Source organism: Mycolicibacterium tokaiense, assembly GCF_010725885.1.
Lineage (GTDB): Bacteria > Actinomycetota > Actinomycetes > Mycobacteriales > Mycobacteriaceae > Mycobacterium > Mycobacterium tokaiense.
In genome coordinates this window covers 5,426,492-5,442,512 of the sequence record NZ_AP022600.1, presented here as the reverse complement: position 1 = coordinate 5,442,512, position 16,021 = coordinate 5,426,492, and the positions used below count along the sequence as shown (strand labels likewise).

The following is a 16,021-nucleotide window of genomic DNA, read 5'->3' as shown; positions in this document are numbered from 1 at the left end:
TCATACTCATCCGCGCCACCCGGCGCTGGGTCACGATGTGGGCATGAGCCAACCGCACCAGGCTGCCCTGGCCCGCCTGTCGCAGGAATTCAGCGTGCTGTCCCAGCAACTGACCCGGGTCGGCGCGCAGATCGCCGAGCTGGAACGCACTCTGGGAACCCCGGCGCCAGTGCCGCCGCCGTACTACCCGCCGCCCGCGCCGTATCCGTACCCGCTGCCGCCCCCACCTGTTGCCGCACGCCCGGTCGCAGCTGCGGTGGCGCTGCCGTCCGCCCCACGCGAGGGGTGGATCGGCAAGCTGCTGGCGGCGGCGGGGGTGGCGGTCACGCTCATCGGTGTGGTGCTGCTGCTGGTGCTGGCCGCCCAGGCCGGCCTGCTGGCTCCGGGCGTCCGGGTGGCCGGGGGCGCGGTGTTGGCGGGGGCCCTGGTGGCGTCTGCGGTACTGCTGCACGGCCGCGCGGGCGGCCGGGTGGGGGCCATCGCGATGGCGGCCACCGGGATCGCGGCGGCCTACCTGGATGTGGTGGCGATGACCACCATCTACGGCTGGGTGGCCCCGGTGCCCGGTCTGGTGCTCGCGTCGGTGATCGGCGGGGGTGCCCTGGTGTTGGCCCGCCGCTGGAACTCCGAGCAGCTGGCCGTGCTGGTGCTGGGTCCGCTGGCCGTGCTGGCACCCGTCGTGGCCGATGGGCTGACGGTACTTCTGGTGGTATACATGCTGGCGCTGTCCGCCGCATCGCTGCCCGTCCAGGTGGGCCGCGACTGGCTGTGGATGCACGCCGCACGGGTCGCCGCGGTCACCGTGTCGCTGCTGCTGGCACTGCTGGCGGCCGGGTTCGGCGCCGACAGCGACGCCTATCTGCTGGGCGGCGCGTGCGGCATCGCGGCGCTGCTGGCTGTGATCAGTGCGCTGGTACTGCTGCCGGGTACGTCGCGACCGGTCGGCACGGCGCTACTGGCGACCGCCGGGGTGGTACCGGCGCTGGGTGCCGCCGTGGCGGTGAATCAGCTGCTCGCGGTGCTGCTGGCCGCCGCGGTGGCTGCGGTGCTGCTGGTCATCGTGCTGCTGCACCGTCGACTGCCCGGTGTCACCCCGGCGGTCGCGGCGATCTGGGCGGCGGCCTCTGCGGTGGCTGCGGTGGTCGCGGTGGCGGTGGCCTTCGACGGTTACATCGAGGCTCCGGTGTTCCTGGCCATGGCCGTGGTGCTGACGGTCGCCGGTCGCCACAGTGCCGTGGCGTTGTGGATCGCGGCCGCGTTCACCGCCATCGGCGCCCTCATCTACACCGAGTACGCGCCACCGGGGCATCTGGTGTACGCCACGGAACTCACTGGGCCCGAAGCGCTTTCGGTTCTGGTCGCCAGTGTTCTGCTGATCGCGGCAGCGGTGTCGCTCAGTTGGACCACCGCGCGCAGGTCGCGTGCCATCCCAGCGGTGGCGCTGGCGGTCATCGGCTACGCGGTCACCGTGTTCACCGTCACCGCCGGCGTCCTGATCGGCGGGCGCGGTAGCGGTTTCCTGGCCGGGCACATGGCCGCCACCATCTGCTGGGTGGCCATGGCGGCGGCACTGCTCTGGTACGCACAACGCACCGCTGACCGCGCCGCCAGAACCGCGCCCATCGTCGCAGGGCTGACGCTCACCGGTGCCGCGACGGCCAAGCTGCTGTTGTTCGACCTCGGCACCCTCGACGGAATCTTCCGGGTGGTGGTGTTCATCGTGGTCGGCCTGGCGCTGCTGGTCATGGGCACCGGGTACGCCCGGAGTCTGGCCCGCAACGATTCCACGCACTCACAGCAAAGGCATGCCTCACCAACCGTGACGGAGTAGACACCTCGGCGGGCATTCTTTCCCGTCCTCCGGCGTTACATTCAACAAGCACGTGAGCAGCACCGTGACCCCGCGGTCCACGTGCAGACACCGTTGTTCCGAGTGACAGGAAGGTGCCTGAACCATGGCCATCACAGCTACCACCACCAACCGCCGCGACGCCGCCGAGATCGCCGGCTTCGTCCCCACCGAGGCCTTCTACGGCAACCTGCAGCGTGTGCTCGTCGATCTGATCGAGCTGCATCTTCAGGGCAAGCAGGCGCACTGGAACGTTGTGGGCACCAACTTCCGGGATCTGCACCTGCAACTCGATGAGCTGGTGGACTTCGCCCGCGAGGGCAGCGACACCATCGCCGAGCGCATCCGCGCTCTGGACGGGGTGGCCGACGGCCGTTCCGACACCGTGGCCGCCACCACGTCGCTGCCGGAATTCCCGGCTTTCGAACACAACACCACCGAGGTGGTGGACCTGATCACGACCCGGATCTACGCGGCAGTGGCGACCCTGCGGGCGGTTCACGATGACGTGGACGCCGAGGACCCGAGCACCGCTGACATCCTGCACCAGCTGATCGACGGCCTGGAGAAGCTGGCGTGGCTGATCAAGTCGGAGAACCGGAAAGTCTGACGATTCTTGGATGAGGGGCCGTGCGGCCCGCCCGGAACTTCTCTCGCCGGGCGGGCCCCACGGGCATATCTAGGATGTGGGCATGACGACGTCGGTTGCCTGCGCGCAGTTCGCCCCCGAATTCGGTGATGTGGCCGGCAACTGTGCCGCCATCACCGACCTGATCGGTCGTGCCGTCGCCGCGGGCGCGGACGTGGTGGTGCTGCCGGAACTGGCCACCACCGGCTACATGTTCACCGACGCCGACGAAGCGCGGGCGCTGGCGTTGCCGTCGTCAGCTCCGGTGTTCGCGGACTGGGCGGCCGCCGCCGGCGACGCCATCGTGGTGGTGGGCTACTGCGAGGCCGGCGACGACGGACACGTCTACAACAGCGCCGTCATGCTCGACCGGGGCGGCGTCGTGGCCGGATACCGCAAGACGCACCTCTGGGACCGGGAGAAGTTGGTCTTCACGCCCGGCAGTGTGCTGCCGCCGGTGGTCAAGACGCGGCACGGCAACATCGCCATGATGGTGTGCTACGACCTGGAATTCGCCGAAGTCACCCGAGCGGTGACGGTCGCCGGCGCCGAACTCATTGTGGCGTCGGTGAACTGGCCCTTGTTTCCCCGCCCGGAGGGGGAGCGCCCCGGCGAGGTGATCACGGCCATGTCCACCGCCCGGCTCAACCGGGTGGCGGTGGCGGTCTGCGACCGCTGCGGTGTCGAGCGGGGCCAGCCGTGGACGGCCGGCACGGTGATCGTGGACCCCGACGGCTGGGTGGCCGCCGCTGCGGGACCGGGGCCCGAGCTGGTGCTCGCCGAGGTGGATCTGGCGCTCACCCACGACAAGTCGCTGACCGAGCACGTGGACCTGCTAGCCGATCGGCGTCTGGACCTGTACTGAGCGCCGGCCCACCAGATACCAGGTGCGCATCAGTCCCTTGCCCTTGACCGCGACGCTGCCGCGCTCCTCGAGCACAAAGTCGTCCTTGAGGCGCAGATAGATGTCCTCGGGCACCTGGATGCGGCCCACCTGGTCGGTGGTCTCCATCCGTGAGGCGACGTTCACCGCGTCGCCCCACACGTCGTAGAAGAAGCGGCTCGAGCCGACCACGCCGGCCACCACGGGGCCGGCGGCCAAGCCGATCCGCATGGACACCGCACGTCCCAGCGGGTCGGTGAGACCAGTTGCGGCGCCGGCCATGTCGAGTGCCAGGTCGGCCAGTGCCTGCACGTGGTCGGTGCGGGGGAGGGGGATCCCGCTGACCACCATGTACGAGTCGCCGGTGGTCTTCACCTTCTCCAGGCCGTGTCGGTCCACCAGGGTGTCGAAGGTGGTGTAGATGCGGTCGAGGAAGGCGACCAGGTCGCACGGCGGGGTGTCGGCGGCCCGCTCGGTGAATCCGGCGATGTCGGCGAACAGAATCGAGGCGTCGTCGTAGCGGTCGGCGATGGCTTTGCGGTCGGGGTCCTTGAGTCGGTCGGCGATGCTGGCGGGCAGCATGTTGGCCAGGAGTTGTTCGGAGCGCTGGTATTCCATCTCCATGGCGGCCTCGGCCCGGGCGATCTCGCGCAGGGCGTACCAGACCGTCGCGAATGCCAGCACGCACGACGACACCACCGAGGTCACGAATCCGACCTGCAGTGACCATTCGGGCTGGTCGCCCACGTTGTCGGGCACCAGCACCTCCAGCAGAACCACCAGCACTGCACCCAGACCCGCCAGGACCCCGGCCAGGGTGATGCGTTCGATCCCGAGGACCAGCACCAGCACCGAGGCCGAGCTGAGGTAGTAGAACTGCAGCCCGGAGGCGGTACCGATATTCCAGGTGATGAAGAAGATCGAGCCGTAGGCCACGACGACGAACGCCATGGGGGCCACCAGATCCGGAAGTGGTCGCAGCAGCGGGATGGCCAGGAAGGCCAGTCCGGTAATGACGTTGATGAGGCCGATCTGCCAGGTGCCGTAGCCGCCGAGCAGCTGCCAGAGGCCAAATCCCGCGCTGACGGTGGCCGCGATCCAGGTGGCGATCTTCAGGACGCGGAAGCGGCGGGCGGCGGAGTCGGCGTAGTGGGCGCTGCGCACCGGAACACAGGGATGCGCGTGCCGGAACCGGCCGTCGCTGAGCCGTCCCATGGTCACCACCAGCGCAGCGTAGCCCGCGGCGGCGACGAGCAACGGCGAGTTGGACCAGGTCAGGCGCTGGCGGAAACCATGGCGACCGTGTGGGCCACCACTTCCTCGAGATCGTCGCCGAGGTTGCCGGACAACCACTGCTGGGCCAGCTCGGCCATGGCGCCGGTGTAGAGCGCGGCCGCCACCTGGGTGGCCACCGCCGCGTCCCCCGGGTGTTTCTGTTCGCGCTCACTGAGAACCAGCTGGCGCAGATTCTCCTGTGCGATGGCCCGCCGCGCGGTCAGCACCGGGTTCGCCCGGGCCTCGGTGAACAGCACCCGGCCGCGGCGCGGGTCTGCCGAGCTGAACCCCAGCACGGTGCGGATGCCGGCACGCAGCCGGTCGAGATCATCGCCGCCCTCGGCGTTGGTGGCGGCGATCGCCGACTCGACCTCGGCTGCCAATCCTGCAGCGACCACGTCGTACACCGCGCCCAGCAGTTCGTCGGTGTCGGCGAAGCTCTCGTAGAAGTAGCGGGTGTTCAGTGAGCACTCGCGACACACCGAGCGCACCGAGACAGCACTCTCACCTTCGTCGCCGAACAGCGCGAATGCGGCGGCGACCAGCAGACCGCGGCGCTCAATGCGGCGGTCGGTCAGCGGGACGCCCGCCCACCTGGTGGGGCTAGTCACCGGTACATCGTAGCCGGGCAAATTCTGGCCACGGGCGTATCCAGAAGAGTAGTCTCGACCGGTATGCAACTACTGCCTCCGTTGCCCCACCAGATGATTCAGCAGCGTTTCCTGCGCTTCTACGACGACGAGATCCGCGGGCGGTACTTCCGCGGGGTGGATTTTGCCGAACCCACCGGCGACCCCGGTTGGTTCGGACCCGGCAGCGCGGTCTGGCATGTGCACTCCCACATGCCGGCCCTGGTGCTCGGCCTGCAAGCTGCGGCCTATCTCGAGCGGTTCGATCCGTCGATTTTCTGGATGGGTGTCGACCACTCCAGGATTCCGCAGCGCGACGACAACGGTGTGGCCACCGGACGGATGGACCCCGAGGGGGCGATGGTCCGGCTGGGGCATTCGGTGTCGTTCTTCACCGGCACCGCCTACGGGTCCACGTCCACCGCCGAACGATTGGCCAAGACCGTGCGCGCCATGCATCACACGGTCAAAGGCACCCGCCCCGACGGGCTGGCCTATGACGCCGACGACCCGGAGTGGCTGCGCTGGAACTACGCCACGGTGGTCTGGGGGATTGCCACCGCGCACGAGTACTACCACCCGAAACCGTTGCGCGGCAAGAAGATCGACAAGTACTACGGTGAATTTGTCAAGGTCGGGCACGCCCTGGGCGGTACCGACCTGCCGACCACGAAGGCCGAGACCCTCGCGTGTCTGGAGTCCTATCTGCCCAGGCTGGCGCTGACCTACGGTGCGGCGATGTTCACCGGCCCGAACATCAGTGGCGGCGACCTGGGCCCGCCCGGTGGTGAGGTCATCGACTGGGCGATTCGCGACATGCTGCCCAGCTGGGCCGCCGCCATGGTGATGCACCGGAACCCGAACCCGCTGGAACGGTTGGCGCGTCAGACTGCGGTGTGGTCGGTGGTCAACGGCATCCACGCGGCGATGGGGCCGCTGCCCGAATTCCGCGCCGCCCGTGAACGCGTCAGGGGTTCCGACGCCGAGCCGACCTCACCCACCTATGTCCTGGGCACCGACCCCGAACGCAGCCGCGACACCGTGGAGCAGATGGCCTGAGTCCACCGCGGCCGTCGAATCCGTCAAATATCGGCCCCGAACCGCTAGGGTTTCATTGCCAGCTGTGGCGTGAGTGGGGGGTCCTCTGTGGTGTCGCATCGTTGTAATCCTGCGGTTTTGACGTCTACTGCGGCTCTGACGGGGGTGCGCCGCAGCGTTGCGGTGGTTTTCGCTGCCGGTCTGGTGGCGGCGGCGCCGGGCATCGCGGCCGCCGAGACCGAATCCGATTCCGCAGGCACCGACACCTCGACTGCCGAGACGGCCACCGGGTCCGAGGAATCGACACCAGAGAAGCCGGACGCCGACGACACCGCCGATGCCGACGAGGACGCCGGCGAGGACTCCGACGACGAGGAGGCCGACGACGAGAGCGTCGAGACGGAGCCCGAACAGGAAACTCCGGCCGACGACCCAGATGGCCTCGACGACCGCGACAACCTCGACAACCTCGACGACCGCGACGACGAGGACGGACCCGAGTCCGAACCGGCGGCGCAGGAGGCCGAACCGACCACCTCCCCGCGTCGGGGTACAGGTGATCGCCCCGATACCTCAGAGCAGGACAACGGCGCCGATACCGACTCCGAGGCGCAACCGTCCGACGCCGAGGAGCCCGCCGCCGAGGAACCGCAAGCAAGCGAGTCCGAAGCCGAGCCGGTCGACACCCGGCCCGCGGCCCAGGTCGCCGCGCTTTCCGCGACCGGTGACCGCGCCGAGGCGCCGGTGGCCCTGAGGCGGCCCGTCACCGTCGCGTCCATGGTCACCGACGCCCTGTCCTGGGTGGGCCTGGGGCAGCTGTCCAACAATCTGCCAATGCCCGCCCTCCCGGTGCCGCGGCTGCTGGAGATGATGTGGGTGGCGCTGCGGCAAACGCAGTCGGCGTGGAACAACCAGCGACCCACGGCCCGTCCCACGCTCAGCCTGGGGGACGACGGCGTGGTGCGCGGGGAGCTCAACGCCGTCGACCTCGACGACGATGCCCTGACCTACACCGTCGTCACCCCGGCGCGCTTCGGCACGGTGGCGATCGCCGCCGACGGCACCTTCACCTACACCCCGCGGCCCGGCCTCAAAGGCATCACCGACACCTTCACGGTCACCATCGACGACGCAGCGGGCAACCCGCCGCGCATCTACGGTCTGGGGCAGCTACTGGGATTGAGCGGGCCCACCTCGGCGCGCATCTCGGTCGACGTCGCCAGCACCACCAACATCGCCAACCCCGACGTCACCCGCCCCGGCGCGGTGACGGTGCAGATGGACACCGGCGGCCGCATCTCGGTGATCAGCGGGAAGTTCACCGACACGCAGGTGCGTGACGCGGCAGGGGCAGCGGCGTTCCTCAACACCTTCGCCCCGGTGTTGGGAGCGGAAAGTGGCTTCGCCGCAACGGATTTGATCACTGTGCAACGCGTCTCGGCAGCCACTGGCGTCATCGAGGAGTTCTACCGGCTGCGCCCCAGCATCGACGGGATCGACGTGCTGGGCAGTGAAGTCGTCGTGACCACTGACGGCGCGGGCACGGTCACCGGCCTGTTCAACTACTACAACCCCGGGCTGCCCGAGGTCGACACCACAGCCGACGCCGGGGCCGGCTCAGCCGCGGCCACCCTGGCCGCCACCCGGCTGCTGCAGTCGGCAGGCCTGCGGCCCACCGCGTCGGCAGTGAAGCAGGTGCTGGGCTCCACCACCATCGACACCGACCTGATGATCCTGGCACTCGACCGTGACACCGCGCCGACGCTGGTGTGGCGGGTCGGGCTGCGTCCCATCACCGGCGCCAACGAGGCCGCCCCCGGGGCCGTCTACTACATCCACGCCAACGGCGAACAGGTCGGCACCATCCTGGGGGGCTCCGCCTCGGTGCAGGCGGCCAGCGCCATCGCCCGCGACGCGCAGGGCAAGAACCGGGTGATCAACGTCGAACCGGCCAAGTGGTGGTTCCTCTTCGACAGCAGCAAGCTGGTGGACACCCCGCGCAACCTCTCCACCCACGACACGGCCTACGGATTGTTCGGATTCGGGCAGCCGATCGGGCCCGGCAATCCGGTCACCCGGCCACCGTGGGGTTTCAGCGGCTCGGCGGTCTCCGCCCACGCCAACATGGCCACCGCCTACGACTACTACCTGGCGGTGTTGGGCCGGACCTCCATCGACGGCGAGGGCGCCAAGGTGGTGTCCACGATCGGCTACAGCCCGCGGAACTCGTTGCAGACCTATCTCTTCGGCTACGCCAACGCGTTCTGGGATCCCGACCGGCAGCTGTTCGGATTCGGCAACGCCGGGCGCTTCGAGGCAGCCCTGGACATCGTGGCGCACGAATACACCCACGGCGTCATCAGCCACATCATCGCCGACGGTGAATCGGTGCTCGACACCGGCGAATCCGGAGCGCTCAACGAGGCCTACTCCGACATCATGGGCGTGCTGATCGAGGGCAAGACCGGTTCCGGCCGCTGGCTCATCGGCGAGGACACCGCCCTCCACGCCATCCGCAACCTGGCCAATCCGCGCTCGGTCGGGACCGGCTACGTCGCGCACATGCGGGACTACTACACCGGCAGCCAGGACGACTTCGGCGAACACTGGAACAGCACCATCTTCAGCCACGCCGCCTACAAGATGATGACCGATTCCCGGACCAAGGCGGTCTCCGACGACCTGTGGGCCACCGTGATCTACCAGTCCATGTACGGCCTGGGCGCGGGCGCGAAGTTCGTCGACGGTCGCGCGGCGATCGTCGACGCCGCCGCCGACTACTTCACCGACACCGAACTGCAGGCCGTCAAGGACGCCTTCGACGCGGTGGGCATCAAGGAAGTGCCGCAGACCGCCGGTGCGGAGGTGCTGATCCTCGCCGTGTGAACGGGGGAGTGGTGGTGCCCTCGGTGAGATTCGAACTCACACTGCACGGGTTTTGAATCCGTTTCCTCTGCCAGTTGGGATACGAGGGCGTCCCTGCTGCGGGTTACCACCATAGAGGATGGCCACGCGCGAACCGTCAGAGGTTACCGATGTGGCCCTGGGCTCGCCCAATGCCCGCGCTCACGACACAATGTCGGGATGACCGCGCCACAGAGCGACGCCGACGTCGTCACCCCGCACCGAGTGCTCATCGCCGAGGACGAGGCGCTCATCCGGCTCGACCTGGCCGAGATGCTGCGTGAAGAAGGCTATGAAGTGGTGGGCGAGGCGGGCGACGGCCAAGAGGCCGTGGAGCTGGCCGAGCAGCTCAACCCCGACCTGGTGATCATGGACGTCAAGATGCCGCGGCGCGACGGTATCGACGCCGCCGCCGAGATCGCCGCCAAGCGCATCGCCCCGATCGTCATCTTGACGGCGTTCAGCCAGCGCGACCTCGTGGAGAAGGCTCGGGACGCCGGTGCCATGGCCTACCTGGTGAAGCCGTTCTCGATCAACGACCTGATCCCGGCCATCGAGTTGGCGGTCAGCCGCTTCAGCGAGCTTGCGCAACTCGAAAACGAGGTGGCCAACCTGTCCGACCGGCTGGAAACGCGCAAGCTGGTGGAACGGGCGAAGGGTCTGCTGCAGTCCAAGCAGAACATGTCGGAACCCGAAGCGTTCAAATGGATTCAGCGCGCGGCGATGGACCGCCGGACCACCATGAAGCGGGTGGCCGAGGTGATCCTGGAAACCCTGGACCCGCCCGCCGATGCCGAGCCCAGCTGACACTGCTACGGCGGCGTTAAATCACGCGGAGATTTGGTAACGGATTGGTCACGACCACGGCTGTAGAAGTCGTGTACCTGCCGAAAGGGTTACCGTCTGGTGTCGGCTGCCCCCGGGGGGTCCGGCAACCACACCGAAGTCCAATCCTGAGGAGCGTTCTCGATGATGACTGGGACTCTCGCCCGAGCCTTTGCGGTTCTGGGCGTCGCCTCCCTCGCGTTGACCGCCTGTTCGTCCAGTAGCGAGTCGACCGAAGAAACCGCGGCCTCCGAGTCCGCCGACGCCACCACCAGCGCTCCCGCCGAGGCTGAGGTCGTGTCGACGGATTGTGAACCGCCGCAGGCCACGCCGGGCGCTGCTCCGGACACCGCTCCGCTGAAGATCGGCACGCTGTTGCCGGAGACCGGCACCCTGGCCTTCCTCGGCCCGCCCGAGGTCGCGGGTGTGCAGGTGGCCATCAACGAGGTCAACGAGGCCGGTGGTGTGCTCGACCAGCCCGTCGGGCTGGTCACCGGCGACTCGGGTGACACCACCACCGACACCGCCAACGCCACCGTGGACCGCCAGCTCGCCGAGGGCGTCGACGTCATCATCGGCGCCGCGTCGTCCGCGGTGTCACTGAAGGTGATCGACAAGATCGCCAGCGCGGGCGTCGTGCAGATCTCCCCGGCCAACACCTCCGATCAGTTCGTCTGCTATCCGGACAAGGGCATGTACTTCCGTACCGCCCCCACCGACGTGCTGCAGGCCCAGGCGCTGGCCCAGCTGATCACCGGTGACGGTGCCCAGCGTGTCGCCATCATGGCGCTCAACGACCCATACGGCACCGGCCTGGCGCGCAACACCGCCAGCGATCTCGAGGCCGCGGGCATCGCCTCCGATCAGATCACCACGATCATCTACGACCCGAACGCACAGTCGTTCAATGCCGAGGTCGACCAGGTCAAGGAATTCAACCCCGACGCCGTGGCCGTGATCGGCTTCGAGGAGACCGCCAAGATCCTGACCCGTATGCACGAGGTGGGCATCGGCCCGTCAGACGGCATGTTGACCTACGGCACCGACGGCAACATGGGCAACGCGCTGGGTGAGGGCATGGGCCCGGGCCTGCTGGCCGGTATGAAGGGCACCACCCCGCTGACCGACGTCGGCCCGGAGTTCGAGCAGCGCCTGCTGGCGTTTGATCCCGCACTGGTGGACTTCAACTACGCGGGTGAGTCCTACGACGCGGTGATGATCGCCGCGCTGGCTGCCGAGCAGGCCAAGTCGACCGCCGGTGTGGACATCGCGTCCAACATCAACGCGGTCACCGCCGACGGCGAGAAGTGCACCACCTTCGTGCAGTGCCGCGACCTGATCCGCGCGGGAACCGACATCGACTACGACGGTGTGACCGGTCAGCTGGCCTTCGGGCCGGCCGGTGAGCCGTCGGTCGGTTCCTACGGCAGCCTGCTGTTCGGGCCGGACAACAAGCTCACCACCGAGGACTACATCGTCGTCGAGGGCTGAGTCAGTACCGACAAGAAACGGGCCGGAGCATTAAGCTCCGGCCCGTTTTCTGTTGTCTGAGATCAGGTTTCGCGGCTGCCCGCCAATGTGCCGAGATACAGCTCGATGACCTTCGGGTCCTTCATCAGGTTGGGCCCGCTGTCGGTGTAGGCGTTGGTGCCCTGGTCCAGCACATAACCGCGGTCGCAGATCTGCAGGCACCGGCGGGCGTTCTGCTCCACCATGATCACCGAGACGCCCGCGGCGTTGATCTTCTTGCAGCGGATGAACACCTCGTCCTGGAACATGGGGGACAGGCCCGCGGAGGGCTCGTCGAGCAGCAGCACCGACGGCTCCATCATCAGCGCCCGACCCATCGCCACCATCTGCCGCTCGCCACCGGACAGTGCGCCGGCTTTGACCTTGCGCCGTTCCGAGAGCAGAGGGAACAGCTCGCTCACGAAGTCGAAGCGTTCGGCGAACTTGGACCGGCGCAGGTAGATCCCCATCTCGAGGTTCTCCTCGATGGTCAACGACGGGAACACATTGCGGTTCTGCGGGACGTAACCCACGCCCTTGGTGACGAGTACGTGGGCCGGCGCCGACGTGATGTCCTCACCGCGCAGCGACACCGAGCCCGAACGCACGGGGATGAGCCCGAACAACGTCTTGAGCAGAGTCGACTTGCCGGCGCCGTTGGGGCCGATGATGCCGACGATCTCACCGTCGCGCAGGTAGAAGTCGCAGCCGCGCAGGATGTCGACGCCGGGCACGTATCCGGCGATCAGGCGGTCACCGCGCACCAGCGCGCCCTCGGCGAGGCGCTGGTGCTCCTCCGGGGTCGCGGCCAGTTCGGCGGGAGTGCGTTCGGTCATGACTTGCTGCCTTCGGTGGTACTCGGATCGTCGGACAGGTCGCCGCCGGACTCCAGGGCCTGGGCCTCGGCCGCCTCGATCTGTTCGGCGAGTTCGGCGGTGGCGCCGGTGGGATTGCCCTCGTCGTCGAATTCGAGGGCCTGATCGTGGTGGCTGCCCAGGTAGGCATCGACCACCGCCGTGTTCGACGAGAGGTCGTCCGGCCGGGACTCGGCGATCACCGAACCCTGCGCCATCACCACCACCCAGTCGCTGATCTCGCGGATGACATCCATGTCGTGTTCGACGAACACCACCGTCATGCCGTCATCGCGCAGCGATTTCACATGCTCGAGCAGGCTCTGGGTCAGCGCGGGGTTCACGCCGGCCATCGGCTCGTCGAGCATCACCACCTTGGGATCGGACATCAGGGCCCGGGCCATCTCCAGCAGCTTGCGCTGCCCGCCGGACAGTGAACCCGCCATGTCGTCGGCCTTGGCGTCGAGCTTGAACCGGGCGAGCATGGCACGCGCACGTTCGGTGATGGCCGCTTCCTGTTTGCGCCAGGTGAAGGGCAGCAGGGCATTCAGGATCCGTTCACCACTCTGCTGGGACGCGCCGAGCCGCACGTTCTCCAGCACCGTCATCTTCGACAGCGCCTTGGTGAGCTGGAACGTGCGCACCACACCCTTGCGGGCCACCTGATGGGGCCGCTGAGTGTGGAAGTCGACGCCGTCCATCGTCCAGGAGCCGGTGTCGGGCCGGTCGAATCCGGTGATCAGGTTGAAGAAGGTGGTCTTGCCCGCGCCGTTGGGTCCGATCAACCCGGTGATACAACCGCGCTGGATCTCGAGGTGCTCGACGTCGACGGCTTTGAGACCGCCGAACGAGCGAGAGATGTTGTCCACCACCATCACCGGATCGGGTTTGGCCGATCCGGGAACGGAGTCGATGCCGCTGAAGATCGCGGCGCGCTCGTCGGCGGAGAGCACCTTGCGGGCGGATTCGGTGTCAGCCATCGAGTTGCACCTCTCGTTTGCTGCCCAGGATGCCCTGTGGTCGGAACACCATGAGCAGCGCGATCAGGATGCCCAGCAGGATGAAGCGGATGGCACCCACCTGGGCATCGGTGAACGGCAGCAGCGGGTCGGGCCCGGCGATCGCCTGGCGCAGCAACGCATCCGGGATGGCCAACAGGAACCAGAAGAGCATGGCGCCGATCACCGGTCCGAACACGGTGGCCGCGCCCCCGAGCAGCAGTGCCCCGAACGCGTAGAACGTCTGCGCGGTCGAGAAGAAGTCCGGGTGCAGCGATTTGGTCTGCAAGGCGTTGAACACGCCACCCAGGCCGCCGATCATGCCGCCCAGCACCAGGGCCTGCAGCTTGTAGACGAAGACGTTCTTGCCCAGCGCGCGCGCAGCGTCCTCGTCCTCGCGCACGGCCTTGAGCACGCGGCCCCACGGACTGTGCGTCAGTAGGTACACGAAGCCGCACAGCACCAGCACCAGCGTCCAGCCCACCACCATGGCCCAGAGGTCGTCGCCGACGAAGCGCAGGCCGAGCAGCGAGTACTGCTTGCCGGAGTCGAAGGGGCTGAATCTGGTGAACGGATCGGCATAGCCGAACAGGCCGTTGGTGGACCCGGTGACCGGGTTGGCCACGGTGGAGCGGAACACCAGTCGCAGCACCTCGGCGGTGGCGATGGTGGCAATGGCCAGGTAATCCGCCCGCAGGCGCAGCGTCGGGATGCCGAGCAGCACCGCCAGCAGGCCCGCCCCGGCCAGACCCACCAGGATCCCCACCCACAGCGGCTGCTGGTAGGTGACCGTCATGACACCGACGCCGTAGCCGCCCACCAGCGCGAAGCCGATCTGGCCGAAGTTGAGCAGACCGGTATAGCCGAAGTGCAGGTTGAGTCCGATCGCCAGCAGCGCATAGAAGATGGCCGACGGGCCGATCAGCTGGGCCAGCGCGACCTGAAAAGCTCCTAGGATGTCCATGGGTCAGTCCTCACCCGATTCTTTCTCGGGAACCCAAAATGCCCTGGGGTCGGACGATCAGGATGACGATCAAGATCAGCAAGCCTCCGACATACTTCAGGTCCGGGTTGATCACCAGGGTCGACAACTGCACCAGCAGACCCACCACGATGCAGCCCAGCAGCGCGCCGTAGGCGGTACCGAGACCACCGAGGGTGATGCCGGCGAACATCAGCAGCAGCAGTTTGAAGCCCATCTCCCACTGCACGCGCCCGCCCAGTTCCGACATCGCCAGGAGCACGCCACCGAGGGCGGCCAGCGCGCCGCCCAGGCACCACACCAGCGTGATGACCCGCTCGACGTTGATACCCGATGACGCGGCCAGGTCCTTGTTGTCCGACACCGCGCGCATGGCCTTGCCGATAGCGGTCTTCTGCAGCATCAGTGCCACCCCGACCAGCACGACGACGCTGATGATGATCGTCATCAGGTTGATGTCGGTGATGGCCACGGGTCCCCACTGGCGTTCGGCACTCACGGGGTAGTCCGCGAACGCCTGCGAACGATCCGAGAACAGGGCCAGGATGAGGTAGCGCAGGCTGATGGCCAGGCCGATGGAGACCACCAGCTGCGGGATCAGACCCACCCTGCGTCTTCGCAGTGGTCTCCACACCCCGGCGTTGTTCAGCCAGCCCACACCGATGCCGACCACGATCGCCAGCACCGAGGCCAGCAGCAGCGGCATACCGAACGTCACGTTGAACACCCAGGCGAACACCGCTCCGATGGTGACCAGCTCGCCGTGCGCGAAGTTGGTCAGGCCGGTGGTCCCGAAGATCAGGCTCAGCCCGATGGCCGCCACGGCGATCACCAGGCCGAACCGCAGCCCGTCGATGGCCAGCCGGATGATCCGCTCGTAGAGCGGGGTCTCGATCGAGGTGCGCACCTCACCGAAGGTGAAGACGACGGTGTTGGTGCGCCCGGCGGTGATCTCGCGGTTCACGGTGCCCTGGACGCTGACGCCCTCGGGCAGGGTGTCCTGCACCACCTCGAAGGTGTAGGAGCCCACCGGGACTTCGAACGTCCAGCGACCGTCGTCACCCGATTCCCCGGACCCGGCGGCGGTGCCCGCGTCGTCGAGGGCCTGCACCGTCGCCCCCGCAACAGGTTCGCCGGAATTCACCAGCCGGCCGGCGACGGTGGCTGTCTCGGTCTGGGTGTCGGGCGCCGGTTCGGCGCCCGCGTGGCCGGCGCACAACAGTGCGGCCCATGCTGCGAACACCGTCAGCAGGACGGCGCGCACGAAGAACAAGTGCTTCACCCTTCGACCTGCCCGGCGCGCTGCGTTCTCCTCGACGAACCTGAGCGCACTACTGAACCTCCGTTGTGGTTGGTCTTCCGAGGGTATGAAGCGATGGTCGGGACTGTATAAGTTTCGGGCGCAAGAAGTGGCGTGAGGCTATTTCTCGGATGTATCGGTTGTGTTTCGTGTACCTGGAGACAACGTTGGCGTGATTTTGCAGGTGTCTGGCACTTCTGCCACTGCTGCGGCATCGTCGCTGGATGCAGCCTTGACACATGACAATTCTCATCGCTTTCCTGGTCTTGATGGCGGTGCTGGCGATCGCCGGAATCGCCAACCTGACGCCGGATACACACCGCGAGTCCACCCAGCACGGCCGCTTC

Annotated in this window: 13 protein-coding genes and 1 tRNA gene; 7 read left to right on the top strand and 7 right to left on the bottom strand. The window is 67.6% G+C overall.

All coding sequences use genetic code 11. The annotated features are described in order from the left end of the window. Window positions 1-43: 43 nt before the first annotated feature. From G6N58_RS26270 to G6N58_RS26260, 3 genes are all read left to right on the top strand, one after another. Entirely contained in the window at window positions 44-1,831 is a 1,788-nt protein-coding gene (locus tag G6N58_RS26270) for a DUF2339 domain-containing protein (RefSeq protein ID WP_115280885.1), read from the top strand. Window positions 1,832-1,955: 124 nt separating this feature from the next. Then, a complete protein-coding gene (locus G6N58_RS26265) occupies window positions 1,956-2,459 on the top strand; it encodes a Dps family protein (protein WP_115280886.1) in 504 nt (167 codons plus the stop codon). An 82-nt stretch (window positions 2,460-2,541) separates the two neighbouring features. Next, window positions 2,542-3,342: a nitrilase-related carbon-nitrogen hydrolase gene (locus G6N58_RS26260; RefSeq protein ID WP_115280887.1), complete on the top strand. Its 801-nt coding sequence runs from the start codon at window positions 2,542-2,544 to the stop codon at window positions 3,340-3,342. Here G6N58_RS26260 and G6N58_RS26255 read toward each other — a convergent pair. Continuing rightward, on the bottom strand, window positions 3,313-4,575 hold the full coding sequence (locus G6N58_RS26255) for an adenylate/guanylate cyclase domain-containing protein (protein ID WP_115282052.1): 1,263 nt from the start codon (window positions 4,573-4,575) through the stop codon (window positions 3,313-3,315). The genes G6N58_RS26260 and G6N58_RS26255 overlap by 30 nt on opposite strands. 59 nt (window positions 4,576-4,634) lie before the next feature. Further along, complete coding sequence (locus G6N58_RS26250; protein WP_115280888.1) at window positions 4,635-5,246, bottom strand: TetR/AcrR family transcriptional regulator; 612 nt, start codon at window positions 5,244-5,246, stop codon at window positions 4,635-4,637. Between the two features lie 63 nt (window positions 5,247-5,309). Here G6N58_RS26250 and G6N58_RS26245 point away from each other — a divergent pair, with 63 nt between their 5' ends. Next, complete coding sequence (locus G6N58_RS26245; RefSeq protein WP_115280889.1) at window positions 5,310-6,323, top strand: oxygenase MpaB family protein; 1,014 nt, start codon at window positions 5,310-5,312, stop codon at window positions 6,321-6,323. A gap of 117 nt (window positions 6,324-6,440) precedes the next feature. Further along, complete coding sequence (locus G6N58_RS26240) at window positions 6,441-9,188, top strand: M4 family metallopeptidase (RefSeq protein ID WP_147289421.1); 2,748 nt, start codon at window positions 6,441-6,443, stop codon at window positions 9,186-9,188. 12 nt (window positions 9,189-9,200) lie between these two features. On the opposite strand, the gene G6N58_RS26235 is transcribed toward G6N58_RS26240, so the two are convergent. Then, window positions 9,201-9,277 (bottom strand) — tRNA-Leu (locus G6N58_RS26235). Window positions 9,278-9,386: 109 nt separating this feature from the next. On the opposite strand from G6N58_RS26235, the gene G6N58_RS26230 reads away from it, so the two are divergent. Together G6N58_RS26230 and G6N58_RS26225 are read left to right on the top strand one after the other, a co-directional pair. Next, window positions 9,387-10,013, top strand: coding sequence for a two-component system response regulator PdtaR (locus G6N58_RS26230; RefSeq protein ID WP_115280891.1), 627 nt, complete (start codon window positions 9,387-9,389; stop codon window positions 10,011-10,013). Between the two features lie 162 nt (window positions 10,014-10,175). Continuing rightward, a complete protein-coding gene (locus G6N58_RS26225; RefSeq protein WP_115280892.1) occupies window positions 10,176-11,522 on the top strand; it encodes an ABC transporter substrate-binding protein in 1,347 nt (448 codons plus the stop codon). A 62-nt stretch (window positions 11,523-11,584) separates the two neighbouring features. Here G6N58_RS26225 and G6N58_RS26220 read toward each other — a convergent pair whose 3' ends face one another. The 4 genes from G6N58_RS26220 to G6N58_RS26205 are packed head-to-tail and all read right to left on the bottom strand — an operon-like array spanning window position 11,585 to window position 15,656. Next, entirely contained in the window at window positions 11,585-12,376 is a 792-nt protein-coding gene (locus G6N58_RS26220; RefSeq protein WP_115280893.1) for an ABC transporter ATP-binding protein, read from the bottom strand. After that, complete coding sequence (locus tag G6N58_RS26215) at window positions 12,373-13,374, bottom strand: ABC transporter ATP-binding protein (RefSeq protein ID WP_115280894.1); 1,002 nt, start codon at window positions 13,372-13,374, stop codon at window positions 12,373-12,375. Before G6N58_RS26215 ends, G6N58_RS26220 begins: the two co-directional genes overlap by 4 nt. Then, on the bottom strand, window positions 13,367-14,356 hold the full coding sequence (locus tag G6N58_RS26210) for a branched-chain amino acid ABC transporter permease (RefSeq protein WP_115280895.1): 990 nt from the start codon (window positions 14,354-14,356) through the stop codon (window positions 13,367-13,369). Before G6N58_RS26210 ends, G6N58_RS26215 begins: the two co-directional genes overlap by 8 nt. 10 nt (window positions 14,357-14,366) lie before the next feature. Further along, window positions 14,367-15,656, bottom strand: a complete 1,290-nt coding sequence (locus tag G6N58_RS26205; RefSeq protein WP_115280896.1) for a branched-chain amino acid ABC transporter permease — start codon at window positions 15,654-15,656, stop codon at window positions 14,367-14,369. Window positions 15,657-16,021 lie beyond the last annotated feature (365 nt).

What these genes read in the sequence shown, in the direction of transcription:
- G6N58_RS26270 (WP_115280885.1), top strand. Translation starts at nt 44, where the DNA reads ATGAGCCAACCGCACCAGGCTGCCCTGGCCCGCCTGTCGCAGGAATTC.
- G6N58_RS26265 (WP_115280886.1), top strand. Translation starts at nt 1,956, where the DNA reads ATGGCCATCACAGCTACCACCACCAACCGCCGCGACGCCGCCGAGATC.
- G6N58_RS26260 (WP_115280887.1), top strand. Translation starts at nt 2,542, where the DNA reads ATGACGACGTCGGTTGCCTGCGCGCAGTTCGCCCCCGAATTCGGTGAT.
- G6N58_RS26255 (WP_115282052.1), bottom strand. Translation starts at nt 4,575, where the DNA reads ATGGGACGGCTCAGCGACGGCCGGTTCCGGCACGCGCATCCCTGTGTT.
- G6N58_RS26245 (WP_115280889.1), top strand. Translation starts at nt 5,310, where the DNA reads ATGCAACTACTGCCTCCGTTGCCCCACCAGATGATTCAGCAGCGTTTC.
- G6N58_RS26230 (WP_115280891.1), top strand. Translation starts at nt 9,387, where the DNA reads ATGACCGCGCCACAGAGCGACGCCGACGTCGTCACCCCGCACCGAGTG.
- G6N58_RS26225 (WP_115280892.1), top strand. Translation starts at nt 10,176, where the DNA reads ATGATGACTGGGACTCTCGCCCGAGCCTTTGCGGTTCTGGGCGTCGCC.
- G6N58_RS26220 (WP_115280893.1), bottom strand. Translation starts at nt 12,376, where the DNA reads ATGACCGAACGCACTCCCGCCGAACTGGCCGCGACCCCGGAGGAGCAC.
- G6N58_RS26215 (WP_115280894.1), bottom strand. Translation starts at nt 13,374, where the DNA reads ATGGCTGACACCGAATCCGCCCGCAAGGTGCTCTCCGCCGACGAGCGC.
- G6N58_RS26210 (WP_115280895.1), bottom strand. Translation starts at nt 14,356, where the DNA reads ATGGACATCCTAGGAGCTTTTCAGGTCGCGCTGGCCCAGCTGATCGGC.